Genomic DNA, 14,171 nt, shown 5'->3' with positions numbered 1-14,171 from the left:
CATGGATATCATTGAACAAAAATACTGGTCCGTGTACCTGGACTTTCTGGATGATTTTCAATCCCTCCATTATAAAGGGCACAGCATCTCCTACCTTTGTTACTACAGAGGGCTGATCCAGAGCAATAAAGGACTGATGGAAATCTACCAGCAGAAGGGGTGGGTTTCTTTTGTTCGTAACCATGTCACGGATGTACGAGTCGTTCAGCGGCGTTTTGACGGGTACAAATCGAGGTTTCAAAAGAAAAGGAATCAGGCAGTGAAAAAGAAGCTCGTGTTGTATGACGGGTATGGGCTTCTCAGGCTTCCAACTGCCACTTTATTGAGACTGAACCGGACCTTTGAAACGCTGTACATCGTCGATCGGGAAAACGGCCGGAAGAAAGGGGAGAAAAAGCCGAAGGTTAGGTCGCTGGGTGAAACAGTGTTAGTGAAGAGGCCGTCCGGTATGAAAAAAAGAGCAGCGAGCGTCCTTCCTCCTCGTTACTTTGACGAATATAAGGTGAATGTCCATAAAGAAGTGCTGCGTCTTCAAAAAGAAGCGAAAGTGATCCTTGCCCGTAAGAAAGCGGCCGGCCACCCGGTGTATGCCGTTCCTTACTTTGAAAAAGCATTGATGAATCAGATTGACCAGGTCGTTCATCGAGTGGAACAGATCGGGGCATTACTGCAGCGGGAAGGGGTAGGGTGTGTCATCGTCCCGTATTCGCAATATATGGAGTCGCGGATCTTTTCCATTTTAGGAGCTGTTTATCAGATACCTGTAGCCGCCCTGCAGCACGGCATCATTTCCGATGCATTCGGCTATCTTCCGTGCGTCACTGATTATAAGCTTGTCTTTGGACATTATGAGAAGCAATGGTTCCTATCCCGGGGGGTTCCGGAGAAGAAGATCGTTGTGATGGGACACCCGCGTTTTGATGAAGTGTACAAGGCGGCTCAGATCGACAAAGCAGGAATCAAACAGAATATAGGGCTTCCCATTCATAAGAAAAACCTTCTCATTGTTGTACGGAGCAACTATCAAATGAAAAAATGGGAGTCATTTTTGAAATCCCTCCCCCTTTCAAATCCGGTGAATCTCATCATCAAAGATTTCCCTGACCACACGCCCCATTACTTAACAAAAAAATTCCCGTCCACCTTCCATTCCAGGAACCAGCCGTTAAGTGACTTGATCCAGCTGTCTGATGCGGTGGTCAGTTACCATTCAACCGCCGGGCTTGAAGGCTTGATGGCCGGTAAGCCTGTATTTATCCTGAATAATAACTTTTATGGATACAGCGGATATTTTGATTCATTGGGACGTTTGAAACAGGATGACCCTGTCCGGCTTGCGGGCTTGGTCAATACTTTCCTTAAAGATGGCAGGGTATCTGCACACGATCAGTCCTTGATGCAGTCATTCACACAACGTACTTATCCGCTTGGGAACGGGGCAGAGGGGCGGCTTTCATCCTTTATCACAGGGCTTCTGAAGAAGTGATGCCCTGTGATTTTTTTACATACATAACGGCACCTAGCAATATATGTATATAGGAATGCCGTTTTTAAAAGAGGAGGGAGCTTTCTGAACGTACTTGTTACAGGTGGAGCAGGGTTTATCGGTCGATGGGTCGTGAAGAAATTACTGGAAGACCAGCATAACGTCTGCGTCGTTGATAATTTGTCGAATGGGGACGTCGGAAACATCGAGGAGTTTCTTTCGCATAAACGTTTTAAAGCTTTTTATCATGATGATATACGCAAAGAAGATGTCATCGAACAGGTCGTCAACGATTCTGTGGATATCTGCTACCATCTAGCGGCAAGTATCAATGTCCAGGACAGCATTGATGATCCGCAGACCACATTCTATAACGATACGGTTGCGGCCTTTCATTTGCTGGAAAGCTGCAGAAAGAACAAGGTAAGACTTGTGTTCATGAGCACGTGTATGGTTTATGATCAAGCATCCAATCCCCAGGGGATTACCGAAAAGGACCCTGTCAAACCAGCTTCTCCCTATGCCGGTTCAAAAATTGCAGCAGAAAATATGGTGCTGTCCTACTTTCATGCCTATCAGATGCCTGTCACGATCGTACGCCCTTTCAACACGTATGGTCCTTTTCAAAAGACAGGAGGAGAGGGTGGTGTGGTTCCTATTTTCATAAAGAAAAAGCTGAATAAAGATCCGATCCAGATTTATGGAAACGGGGAGCAGACCCGTGATCTTTTATATGCAGAGGACTGTGCGCGGTTCGTTGTGGAGGCGGGTCTCCATGAAGAGGCGTTTGGGGAAATTTTGAATGCGGGTCTGGGCCGCGATGTGTCGATCAATCAGCTGGCTGAGCTGATTGCGGACGGCCGGACGTCCATTACTCATATCGAGCACATTCACCCGCAAAGTGAGATTTCCAAACTGTTGTGCGATTATTCCAAAGCCAAAAAGATCCTCGGCTGGGAACCTGAAGTAGATTTAGAGGAAGGAATCCGGCGGACAGAGGAATGGATCAAATCCAACCGTATGTAAAGGAGCTGGGCAGGTGGGAGGCAAGCTTGCTGTATTTGGAGGAAAGCCTGTACGTGATTCGTTTCTCCCTTATGGAAGACAGTGGATTTCCAAGGAAGATAAAGCAGCCGTTGAACGGGTTTTGAACAGTCCCTATTTAACGACAGGACCTGCCGTAGCCAGTTTTGAGAGAAAAACAGCTGCTTATACAGGGGCGGCGTATGCTGTTTCCTTTTCAAGTGGAACGGCAGCGCTGCATGCCGCCTGTTTTACTGCCGGCATCGGGAAGGGGGACGAAGTCATCACCTCCCCTCTCACCTTTGCCGCCAGTGCCAACTGTGTCTTGTACTGCGGAGGCACGCCGGTTTTTGCAGATGTAGACCCCCGCACGTATTTGATTACACCGGAAAGTATCGAAGCCGCTGTTACCGAGCGGACGAAAGCGGTCATTCCTGTAGATTTCACCGGACAGCCGGCTGATTATGAGGCTATCAGAAAAGTGGCGGACAAATACAATCTGCTCATCATCGAAGACGCCGCTCATGCTCTCGGGGCTTCCTATCACACACAGAAAGTCGGTGCTCTCAGTGATATGACGATGTTCAGCTTTCATCCCGTGAAACCAGTGACCACCGGAGAAGGCGGCATCATTACGACGAATGAGGAAAGCTGGTACAAAACGCTTCTTCAATTCCGTACCCATGGCATTACGAAGCATGCACCTGATTTTATACAAACACGCGATCCGTGGGAATATGAGATGCAGTTTCTCGGATTCAACTATCGGATGACCGATCTGCAGGCCGCTCTTGGGGAAAGCCAGCTGGACCGGCTGGATACGTTCACATCCATGAGGGAAGCTTATGCGGATTATTACAACAACGCCTTCAGGACCGTGAAGGGTGTAACGATCCCTTACCAGGAACAGGACCGGCGTTCGAGCTGGCATTTGTATATTCTTAAGCTTGATGAGGAGATGATCGGCATTCGGAAAGAGATTTTTGAGGCATTGACAGCGGAGAACATCGGGGTGAACGTCCATTACATGCCTGTATATGAACAGCCGTACTATCAGGAAAACGGCTTTGATCAGGTCAGCTGCCCAACCGCAGAAAAGCTGTATCAGCAATTCCTCACCCTCCCGCTTTTTCCTGCCATGGACCAACAGGACCTGGATGATGTGATCGAAGCAGTCCGGAAGGTTTTGAATTATTACCGGGATGGGGCCGGCTCATGAGAGCAGCCATCCGTGTCGACGCATCGGTCCAGTGGGGGACCGGGCATATGATGCGCTGTCTGACTTTGGCCCAAGATCTTCGTGACCTTGGAGCCCATGTATTTTTTATATGCCGAAGCTGTCCGGAAAGTCTTGTGCAGGTGGCTGTGAACCAGTCTTTTTCTGTGTATAGGCTTGAGGACAGCGGGGAATTTTCTTATAAAAAGGATGCGGACCAGACGAAAGAGCTGCTTCAATCATGGGGACCCATCGACTGGCTGATTGTGGACCATTATCAATTGGACGCCGGATGGGAGGAAGAGGTGCGGCCGTTGGTGAAAGGACTGATGGTCATTGATGATCTGGCTGACCGGCGGCATGCCTGTGATGTGCTGCTGGACCAAAATATCTGCAGCAATCTTCATGAACGGTATACCCATTTGATCCCTTCGTCAGCTGTCCGTCTTCTCGGACCGGACTATCTTCTTTTAAGAAAGGAATTTCTCCAGGCAGGTAAGGAGCAGAGTGGAAACATCCATCATCTTCTCATCAGCTTCGGAGGCAGCGATCCTTCCGGTCAGACGTTGAAAGCGATTGAAGCTGTCCATCATATGACAGATCTGACTGTGACTATCGTTGTCGGTGGAGCGAACGAGAAGGTGGAGGTCATTCGGAGGTACGTGTCCCGGTTTCCACACATGACCCTGCACGTACAGACCAGTCAAATGGCACGGCTGATGGAAGAGGCTGACCTCGTCATAGGAGCTGGCGGCTCATCCATCTGGGAGTGCTGCTATATGAATCTTCCAGTGATTGTCATTCAAACAGCTGCCAATCAGGCCGCCACCATCGCTGCTCTGAAAGAGAGAAAAGCCGTTTTCTATGTGGGAAAGGCTGTGGATGTGCCGGTGGACCGGTTGAAAAGGGCTGTTGAAAAGCTTGTCTGCAACCCAGCCGCCGCCCGGGAAATGGCCGGTCGATTTTCTCAAATCATGGATGGGTACCGCCCAGGACGTGTGGCGGCTTGTTTAATGAACTGGAATAACTCTCCTGACATACCGGGGAGGAAGAAGGGATAAGGTTCCCCCATGGAATTCAGCATTCAAGGCCGTCGCATCGGGAGCGGCCATCCACCGTTCATCATTGCGGAGATGTCAGGCAATCATAATCAATCGCTGGCAAAAGCCCTTACCATGGTCGACCATGCCGCCGCATGCGGGGTGGATGCTTTGAAAATACAAACGTATAAACCGGAGACGATGACGCTCTCCAGCAGCCGGCCGGATTTTACGATTAAGGACAAACAAAGCCAATGGGATGGAAAAAAGCTTTATGACTTGTATGAGGAAGCGAAAACCCCGTGGGAATGGCATGAGAAGGTGTTCAGCAGATGCCGGAAAGCGGGGATTATTGGTTTCAGCACTCCTTTTGATGAATCGGCAGTCGATTTCCTGGAAGCGTGTCACGTTCCGTTATATAAGATATCCTCCTTTGAAAATACAGATCTCTCTTTAATTGAAAAAGTCGTGAAAACAGGGAAACCGGTCATCATCTCGACCGGAATGGCGTCCTTAAGTGAGGTGGAGGATATAGTGAAAACGGTGAGGGGCAGTGGAGGCAGCCAGTTTGTCCTGCTGAAGTGCACAAGTACTTATCCGGCACCTCCCGGTCACTCGAACATCAGCACGATTCCGCATATGGCGCAGACATTTTCCTGCCCTGTCGGCCTCTCCGACCACACGCTCGGCATCGGTGCGGCCGTTGGAAGTGTGGCCCTGGGGGCGGCCGTCATTGAAAAGCATTTCGTGCTGAATCGGTCTGAAGGAGGCGTGGATGCTTCTTTTTCTCTGGAGCCCTCAGAAATGAAACAGCTGGTACTAGAATCGAAAAACGTGTGGCGGGCGATGGGGAGGATTTCGTACGGGGATACGCTGGAAGACGAAAGAGCGAGAAATTACCGGAGGTCTCTTTACATTTCGAAGGATGTAAAGGAAGGGGAGACTTTTACAGACGAGAATATTCGAGCGGTCCGTCCGGGCTACGGCCTGCTCCCGAAGTACAAAAGCGTCTTCCTTGGGAAGCGGGCGCCGTTTGCCATCTCCAAAGGCACTCCGTTGAGCTGGGATATGCTTACGGGAAGGCGGAATGATGTATGAACGTTGTAGCGGTCATCCAAGCGAGAATGGGCTCCACACGACTGCCTGGGAAAGTGCTGAAAATGGCAGCAGGAAAACCTCTCCTGCAGTTCCAGATTGAACGTGTCCAACGGGCATCCTCTATCGATCAGCTCGTCGTGAGTACGACGGTTCAACCTGGTGATGACCCGATTGAACACTTGTGCAGCCAGCTTGGAACGGCCTGTTTCAGAGGATCGGAAAAGGATGTATTGGAACGCTTTTATTTGACGGCCTCCCACTATCAGGCAGACGTCGTGATCCGGCTTACCGGGGACTGTCCGCTGATGGACCCTGCCGTTGTTGATGAGGTTACCGCTCTCTTCCTCCATCACTATCCGAAGTATCCGTATGTATCCAATACAAAATTCCGGACGTATCCAAGAGGGATGGATATCGAAGTATTTACATTCGAAGCTCTCTATCATTCTCACTTGATCGCAGATGACAGCTGCACACGCGAGCATGTGACAACAAAAATGATCCGCGATACCCGCCCGTTCAAACACAATCACCTCTTGTATAAGAGAGATGAAAGCAGACACCGATGGACGGTGGACACCATAGAAGATTTTCAGCTGGTTGCAAAGATCCTTGAACATCTCTACCCAAAGAATCCCCGTTTTACTTTGGAGGATGCGCTCGCCTTGTTGGACGCCCACCCCGAATGGGCGGGAATCAACCATCATATCCAGCAGAAAAAGGAGGAGACGGATGATTGAATTCGAGAGATTGAAAGAATCCCATCTCGATCTGGTGTTACAGTGGAGAACCTCCTCCTTCGTCACACGGTACATGTATACAGATATAGAGGCGGACCGAAGCAGACATCAGGCCTGGTTCGAATCGGTCTCCCAATCCGACACGGACCTCTACTGGGTGGCTGTGATCGATGCGGTGCCTGTCGGTGTGCTTTCTCTAAGTGACATCCACCCTGTCCATAAACGGGCCGTTTTCGGTTATTACATAGGTGAGGAAAAATACCGGATTTATGGTGGAATCCTTCCTCTCTATCTATATAACCACGTTTTCAGCAATCTTTCTTTGAATAAGCTGACAGCAGAGGTGATGGAGGGGAACGACAAGGTGGTGAAGCTCAATACCTTCCATGGATTTCGTATGGTCGGCACTCGAAAAAATCACGTGATCAAGCATGGGAAAAGCCATGACGTCCACCTGATGGAGCTTCATAAATCCGACTGGGAGAAGAAGAGCCGTCTATTTAAGAAATATACCGCACCCTTTTGACAAGGAGGAGGAGGAAACGTGGAGGATCAATTGATTGTGATTGTTAATGACATGCGTAAAGATAATGGCCTGCCACCGTTGAAACGACTGGATGCCGGTCAGCATCTCAGGGATGATTTGAACATGGACTCCTTGATGCTCGCTGAATTGACAGTCCGGGTGGAGAGTGAATTCGACGTAGATATCTTTGAGGATGGCCTTGTTGAAACGGTTGGAGACGTCATCAGGAAAATCGAAGGGCACCAGCGTCCATGAAGCATCTTTTTCTCGCTTCCAAAGGACATCAGTATACGTACGAGGAGCTCCTTAAGGATGTGGGCAGCAGGAAAATGGCGTGTTCCAGAATTTTTGTGAAAGGGAACGAACCGTATCAGATTTTCGCAGCGATTGTCCATAGTCTGTGGCTCGATTATCCGGTAGAGCTGTTGGACGGAGATTTTTCTGATGAAGAATTGAAAAAAATGGGAATCCAAACCTCTGACCTCCTGCCTGCTTTGTTGGAAAGTCTTCCTGAGCATCCTCCGTCTCATGAGGACGTAGCGACCCGTCTTCACCCAAAAAACTGGACCTTGTCCTTGTATACATCAGGAACAACCGGCCGGCCGAAAAAAGTCACTCATCGGTATGAGTCGTTAACACGGCAGGTGAAAACCGGCAGTCACTGGGAGGACCATGTGTGGGGGTTTGCCTATAACCCTACACACATGGCCGGTCTGCAGGTCTTTTTTCAAGCCTTCTGCAATAAAAATCCGATGATCTATGTGTTCAATGAAGAGCAGAAACGGCTGCCTGATTTGATTGAGCCATATCAAATGACGCATCTGTCCGCCACAGCTACCTACTATCGCAATATATTCCCCAGGCTTCAGTCGAAGACCTATCCGTCCGTCAGGCGGATCACATTTGGCGGCGAAGGGTTTGATGAACGATTGTCGGAGAGGATGAAGCAGGTTTTCCCGCATGCCCGGATCAGGAATGTGTATGCCTCGACAGAAGCAGGAAGTGTATTTGCTGGAAACGGCCGCACCTTTACTATATCCTCCTCCATAAAAGACTTAGTGAAAATCAATGAAAACCAGGAACTGCTCATCCATCAGTCGCTGGTCGGTACATTGGAAAACGCAGAAGTCGGCGGCGAATGGCTGAATACCGGAGATGTTGTACAGGAGGTCGGGGCAGATCAATTTGTTTTTGTATCCAGGAATTCTGATTTTATTAATGTCGGGGGGTACAGGGTGAATCCGTTGGAAGTCGAAGCTGTGCTGACAGCGGTCCCGGGAGTAGAGGATGCATTGGTGAAAGGGAAGAAAAATAGTGTAACAGGAAACCTGCTTACCGCTGATATCGTAAAAGCGGCAGACGCCGAAGAGGATCAAGTGAAGAAAGCGGTCCGGGAGCACGCCTCACGCATCCTGCAGCCGTGGAAAGTACCGAGGATTCTTGCGTTTGTCGAAGCCATTCCGAAAACGCGCACAGGAAAGAAGGTCAGAGAATGAAGTGGGTCATTGTCACCGGTGAATCCAGAGGCGTGGGAAAGGCTGTTGCCAGAGAAATTTTAATGGAAGGAACGTATGGGGTCATCGGCATCAGCCGGTCGAAAGGGGCCGAAGTCGAAGATCTGAAACAGCTGGGAGGGGAGCGTTTTGTCCACCTTACCTACGATTTAGAAAACGTGGAAGGGATCAAATCGTTATACCTGCAGCAGCTGAAACCGCTCGGGGTCATTCATGGGTTTGTGAACAATTCCGCCACTGCCTATGATGACATTATTTCCAATCTCCGTGTCGATCCGCTTGAGAAGATGTTCCGAATCAACGTACTGAGTCCCATGCACCTGACCAAATATGTGATCCGGGATATGCTGTTGAACAAAACGGAAGGATCGATCGTTCACATCTCCTCCATCAGTGCCCACACCGGATACAAAGGATTAAGCATGTACGCATCTACAAAAGGGGCCATCGAAGCGTTCTCGAAAAATACGGCGCGGGAATGGGGGGCACGGGGCATCCGTTCCAACTGTGTGATCCCTGGATTTATGGATACAGCCATGAGTGCGACCTTAACGGAGGAACAGAAGGAGAGAATTTACAAACGAAATGCGATGAAGAAGGAAACCGGGATTGCCAGTGTCGTACGTACCGTTCTTTTTCTTTTATCCGACCAGTCCTCTTCGATCACGGGAACAGGTATACATGTAGATAATGGAACGATATAAAAAACCGCAGATCCCCTGGATCTGCGGTTTTTTGGCTGGGGCTGCTAAACCCATAAGTAAGCCCCAGCTGAATGCTGGAGCCTCCGCCACCTATACCTATACAAACGTTCGTCTCTTATGTTCTTTTATATCTCTACTTCAGATGGCTCAAACTAAAGATACCATATTAAGGATGATAAGTTAACTAAATTGTCGGAAAAAATCATAGGTCTTTAGATTCATTTTATTACTTATATAACTTTTTTTAACTTTTGTTAAAAAGGGTGAAGAACCCTTTAATGCCTGATATACCCATCAGCTTCTTTCCTTTGTTCCATAGATAGGGATATAGTATAGTGGAAATGAGCGTGATAATTCTGAAAAATAGTGCGTCAGGGAGGAAGGGGTCCATCAAATGTCTCAACAAACGTTTCTCTATCAGCCGAAAGTAACCGAGGTACTTAACAATATTAGAAAAGTGATGATTGGAAAGGAAGAAGCAGCGCTTTTAAGCGTTGTGGCCCTGCTGGCAAAGGGGCATGTTCTGCTTGAGGATGTTCCTGGAGTAGGGAAGACGATGCTTGTCAAAACGCTTGCGAAATCCTTGGATTGTGATTTTAAGAGAATTCAATTCACACCGGATCTGCTGCCGTCAGATGTGACCGGTGTTTCCATTTATAACCCGAAGACATTGGAGTTCGAGTTCCGTCCAGGCCCTATTCTCGGAAACATCGTCCTGGCCGATGAAATCAACCGGACGTCTCCGAAGACGCAGTCCGCGCTGTTGGAAGGGATGGAGGAGACGAGCATTACCGTGGATGGGAGTACCGTCCAGCTTGGGGAGCCCTTCTTTGTCATGGCAACCCAGAATCCTATCGAGTATGAAGGAACCTATCCGCTGCCGGAAGCGCAGCTGGACCGTTTTCTTTTGAAAATGGAGATGGGCTACCCTACAGCGAAGCAGGAAATGGAAATGCTTGCCCGTACGTCGAACAGTCATCCGATCGAAGAAATCTCGGCTGTAATAACAAGGGAAGAACTGGTGGAGCTTCAAAAGGAAACCGCCCAGGTCTATGTGGACCGTTCTGTTCACCGTTATATCGTAGAACTTGTCACAGGCACACGTGACCATGAAGGAGTCTACTTAGGCGTGAGTCCGAGGGGATCAATTTCTTTGATGAAAGCGGCCAAAGCCTATGCGTTCGTCCATGATCGCGATTATGTGCTCCCGGACGATGTGCAGTTCATGGCTCCGTATGTGCTCGGCCACCGGATGATTTTAACGTCTGAAGCGAGGTTTGAAGGGAAGACGTCCGCCTCTATCATTGAGGAGCTCCTAACGGCTACTTCCATCCCGGTGAAAAGGACGACCGGGGAATGAAGCAGACGTTCAGCCTTGCCGGCAAAGGGGCTGTCGTCGTTCTGTTGTTTGCGGCCCTGTTCTCGTATGCGATGTTTCAAGGCGGATTTGTCAGCTGGTTTCTTTTTTATGCGTTTCTCCCGTTCCTTCTTTATATGCTCGGTGTGCTCGTGTATCCGATCCGTAAGTGGGAGGTTGAGCACCAGTTGTCCAGGCGTTATGCCCTTGGGGGGGAAACCGTGGAAGTGGAGGTGACGCTGAAGCGGCGGTTCCCATTCCCTGTTTATTACTGTGTCATTGAAGAATATCTTCCGGCATCCTTGAAAAAGGTGGATGAACACTTGGAGAAATACAAGGATATGACGAAAACAGAAACGTATCATGAACAGCGGAATATCAAGAAAGTCGTCTTTCCGTGGTTCAGCCGGAGGATTTCGTACCGCTACGAACTTCAAAAAGTCCCGCGCGGTGCCCATGCCTTCAAGGCGATCCGTGTGAAAACGGGCGACTTCTTCGGATTTGTAAAAAAAGAACAGGTGTACAAGCATACGAATGAACTTCTCGTGTTTCCATACGTCCGTCCGGTAAAAATGAAGGACCGGGTCTACAGCTTTGAGCAGGGGACAAGTCCTTCCTTTAAACTCAATGAGAAAAATACCAATATCGTCACGGGTGTCCGGGAATACATGCCGGGTGACCGCTTTGCCTGGGTGGATTGGAAAACGACGGCGAAGAAAAACGAAATGATGACAAAAGAATTCGAACAGGAAAAAAGCGTGGAAATGCTGATGATCTTAAATACAGGCGCCCATTCGGATATGGACATTTTGAGCTTTGAAGGAGCGGTCGAATTTTCAGCGTCGCTTGTGAAGGAGTTTCACCAGCAGTCTTCCCCGCTGTCATTCATGACGCTTGGGGAAGACCGCCGGTATTTCCCCTATCACCAGGACCCGGCCCGCCAGCAGCAGATCCAGGGGCATCTGGCCCGGGTAAGGCCGGTGGGGCGGCAGCCGTTTGCCAGTCAGCTTGAGCGCGAACGCCCGTCTGTGCCGAGCGGTGTTCTCTTGATGGTGGTCAGCCATCAGCTGGACCAGGATGTTCAGGCGGCGCTTTCGAAATTGGCGAAGAAAAGCAAGCGGCTCGTCTTTTTTTATGTCCGCCCGCATGAACGGCTGACCTTTCAGGACCACCAGCTGATCAAGCAGCTGAAAAGCCGTGGTGTGGTGGTCAATCTCTTATCCGAAGAGCAGATGACACAAAAGGAATTCGAGGTGAACACGTAATGCAGGACCGTCATTCAACCATTTACCGGATGATCCTCTACGGCATCGGTTTTCTTTTGTTCTGTGAATGGCTCCGGCCGCTTGAAATGATTTCCCAGACGGATGACGTCCGGATTTTCTTTATTTTTGCGGCGTTTTGTTTTTTTGTTTCCTTTTTACAAGTCCCCTGGTATCTATCCATGCCGTTAAAAGGACTGGGTGTGGCCTTTATTCTGGACGGACTGTACATCGGGGAACTGATTTTTTCCCCGGGGTGGTTCGCCGTTCTTATCGAGCAGGTCACCTTCAATATTCAGATGATCAGTAGTCAGGAATGGTGGCAGATGACGCCGCTTTTCCGCAGCCTGCTGTTCCTGATTTTACTGTGGCTTATGAGCTACCTTCTTTACTACTGGTTCGTAGTTGCGCGCCGCATGTTCTTTTTCGTGCTTTTGACGATTCTTTTCGTTGCCATTGTTGATACATTCACGGTTTATGATGGCAGCTGGGCGATTATCCGGACCTTTATGATCGGTATGGCGGCGCTCGGACTGTCGAGTTTTGCGAAAGAAATGGATAAGGAGTCCATTGTATTCAAAGGGCTTCATAAAGCCAATGTCTGGCTGTTTCCCTTGATTGGAGTCATTTTGTTTTCTTCCGCAGCCGCTTATGCGTCTCCCAAGTTTGCTCCACAGTGGCCGGATCCGGTTCCATACTTGGAAAGTGCCGCAGGAGGGACAGGGGCCGGAGGAGGACGGACAATCCAGAAGGTCGGGTATGGCGAGGATGACAGCCAGCTTGGCGGATCGTTTGTGCAGGATGATACGCCGATCTTCACAGCGACCGTGGATGGGGACCGCTACTGGCGGATTGAATCGAAGGATACGTATACAGGAAAAGGCTGGACAGATACGCTGGAGCAGCCGGTCATGACGACGGACCCTTATGATATTCCATTCTCCACGTTCACTCAAGAAGTGGAAACGGAAACGCAGACCGCGCAGATTGAAATGACGAGGTTCGCTTCGTTTAGAAAACTGGTTTATCCCTACGGTCTTACATCCGTCGGGAATTTAGATGGGGAGTACAACCTCCGCGTTCACAATAACACGGGGGAGATGGATACGTACCAGGGGGATGCTCCTGCGAAAATCAGTACAGCTGAATTGACGTATGAGTTTCCTTCTTTTGAATACAGCCAGCTTCGTGAATCCGGGAATAATGATCCAGAGGAAATCAGGGATCAATACCTGCAGATCCCGGAGAATCTGCCGGAGCGCGTCCGCAATCTGGCTTCCCAGATTGTCGAGGGAGAGGACAACCGGTATGATCAGGCAAAGGCCGTGGAGCGTTACTTTTCAGCCAACGGCTTTGAATATTCAACGACGGATGTTCCGGTTCCGGGCGATGACGAAGACTATGTCGATCAATTTTTGTTTGAATCCCAGATTGGATACTGTGACAACTACTCGACATCCATGGTTGTCCTTCTCCGCTCAGAAGGGATCCCGGCGCGCTGGGTCAAAGGCTTTACAGGCGGTGAGCGGATCGATTCTGTGGAAAATGAAGAAGGAGACGGCGTCCAGAACGTGTACGAAGTCACGAGTGGAAATGCGCACTCCTGGGTGGAAGTGTATTTTCCTGACGTTGGCTGGGTTCCTTTTGAACCGACACAGGGCTTCAGTAACAATGCTGATTTTTACACCGATGTCGATGTGGAAGAGACCGAAGAAGATCCGGCAGCAGGTGCTGAAGACGATACGCAGGATGAAACGATGGGGAATCCTCAGCAGGTGGAGGAGGAAGATGAAGCCTCCGGAAATGCGGATGCAGCCTCTTCTTCTGGATCGACGACCTTTACGGCAGTCCTCACAGGTACCGTCCTTTTGGCGGTTGGTATTCTGCTTTATGTCACCCGCTACCGCTGGATGGCCGCGCTTCTGATCCGCCGCTACCGTCGTAGTGAAGACGAAGAGACGTATGAGAAGGCTTACCACTTCCTTTTGAAAGTGCTGAATCATAAAGGGTTGAAACGGAAGCCTGATCAAACACTCCGTGATTACGCCTTGAAAGTGGACCAGCATTTTCAATCCAATGAAATGCAGCGGTTGACGAATAATTATGAGCGTGTGATCTATGGAAATGAATCCGAGAAGGACCAGTGGCAGAAAGTAACGGAATTATGGGAAAATTTAATTAAAAAGACATTGTCTTGATTCCTTG

At 49.4% G+C, this 14,171-nt stretch carries 13 protein-coding genes; all 13 read left to right on the top strand.

Annotation, left to right across the window (positions count from 1 at the left end):
- Position 1: 1 nt before the first annotated feature.
- The 13 genes from ACXAJH_RS14295 to ACXAJH_RS14235 all read left to right on the top strand — a co-directional run bounded on the left by ACXAJH_RS14295 (position 2) and on the right by ACXAJH_RS14235 (position 14,164).
- Positions 2-1,486, top strand: coding sequence for a capsular polysaccharide export protein, LipB/KpsS family (locus ACXAJH_RS14295; protein WP_474994328.1), 1,485 nt, complete (start codon positions 2-4; stop codon positions 1,484-1,486).
- Between the two features lie 84 nt (positions 1,487-1,570).
- Entirely contained in the window at positions 1,571-2,512 is a 942-nt protein-coding gene (locus ACXAJH_RS14290; RefSeq protein WP_474994477.1) for a dTDP-glucose 4,6-dehydratase, read from the top strand.
- Between the two features lie 13 nt (positions 2,513-2,525).
- Positions 2,526-3,728, top strand: a complete 1,203-nt coding sequence (pseC, locus tag ACXAJH_RS14285) for a UDP-4-amino-4,6-dideoxy-N-acetyl-beta-L-altrosamine transaminase (protein WP_474972069.1) — start codon at positions 2,526-2,528, stop codon at positions 3,726-3,728.
- On the top strand, positions 3,725-4,786 hold the full coding sequence (gene pseG, locus ACXAJH_RS14280) for a UDP-2,4-diacetamido-2,4,6-trideoxy-beta-L-altropyranose hydrolase (protein ID WP_474972068.1): 1,062 nt from the start codon (positions 3,725-3,727) through the stop codon (positions 4,784-4,786). The genes pseC and pseG overlap by 4 nt, the downstream gene beginning before the upstream one ends.
- Positions 4,787-4,795: 9 nt before the next feature.
- Positions 4,796-5,863 carry a pseudaminic acid synthase gene (gene pseI / locus ACXAJH_RS14275; RefSeq protein ID WP_474972067.1) on the top strand — a complete coding sequence of 356 codons (1,068 nt, stop codon included), beginning with the start codon at positions 4,796-4,798 and terminating at the stop codon, positions 5,861-5,863.
- A complete protein-coding gene (locus ACXAJH_RS14270; RefSeq protein WP_474994326.1) occupies positions 5,860-6,603 on the top strand; it encodes a cytidylyltransferase domain-containing protein in 744 nt (247 codons plus the stop codon). The genes pseI and ACXAJH_RS14270 overlap by 4 nt, the downstream gene beginning before the upstream one ends.
- Complete coding sequence (gene pseH, locus ACXAJH_RS14265; protein WP_474967382.1) at positions 6,596-7,129, top strand: UDP-4-amino-4,6-dideoxy-N-acetyl-beta-L-altrosamine N-acetyltransferase; 534 nt, start codon at positions 6,596-6,598, stop codon at positions 7,127-7,129. The genes ACXAJH_RS14270 and pseH overlap by 8 nt, the downstream gene beginning before the upstream one ends.
- A gap of 18 nt (positions 7,130-7,147) precedes the next feature.
- The gene (locus tag ACXAJH_RS14260; RefSeq protein ID WP_474967383.1) at positions 7,148-7,384 is read left to right on the top strand and encodes an acyl carrier protein; all 237 of its coding nucleotides are present in this window, start codon (positions 7,148-7,150) and stop codon (positions 7,382-7,384) included.
- The gene (locus ACXAJH_RS14255) at positions 7,381-8,625 is read left to right on the top strand and encodes an ANL family adenylate-forming protein (RefSeq protein ID WP_474994324.1); all 1,245 of its coding nucleotides are present in this window, start codon (positions 7,381-7,383) and stop codon (positions 8,623-8,625) included. The genes ACXAJH_RS14260 and ACXAJH_RS14255 overlap by 4 nt, the downstream gene beginning before the upstream one ends.
- Positions 8,622-9,347 carry an SDR family NAD(P)-dependent oxidoreductase gene (locus ACXAJH_RS14250; RefSeq protein WP_474991096.1) on the top strand — a complete coding sequence of 242 codons (726 nt, stop codon included), beginning with the start codon at positions 8,622-8,624 and terminating at the stop codon, positions 9,345-9,347. The genes ACXAJH_RS14255 and ACXAJH_RS14250 overlap by 4 nt, the downstream gene beginning before the upstream one ends.
- Before the next feature lie 394 nt (positions 9,348-9,741).
- On the top strand, positions 9,742-10,707 hold the full coding sequence (locus tag ACXAJH_RS14245) for an AAA family ATPase (protein WP_474967386.1): 966 nt from the start codon (positions 9,742-9,744) through the stop codon (positions 10,705-10,707).
- On the top strand, positions 10,704-11,969 hold the full coding sequence (locus ACXAJH_RS14240) for a DUF58 domain-containing protein (RefSeq protein WP_474967387.1): 1,266 nt from the start codon (positions 10,704-10,706) through the stop codon (positions 11,967-11,969). Before ACXAJH_RS14245 ends, ACXAJH_RS14240 begins: the two co-directional genes overlap by 4 nt.
- Complete coding sequence (locus tag ACXAJH_RS14235; RefSeq protein ID WP_474994322.1) at positions 11,969-14,164, top strand: transglutaminase TgpA family protein; 2,196 nt, start codon at positions 11,969-11,971, stop codon at positions 14,162-14,164. Before ACXAJH_RS14240 ends, ACXAJH_RS14235 begins: the two co-directional genes overlap by 1 nt.
- The last annotated feature ends 7 nt before the right edge of the window (positions 14,165-14,171 follow it).

It is taken from the genome of Halobacillus sp. ABD4_316, from assembly GCF_056161385.1.
Note: the sequence above shows the minus strand (reverse complement) of the source record. Positions and strands in the feature narration are given on the sequence as shown.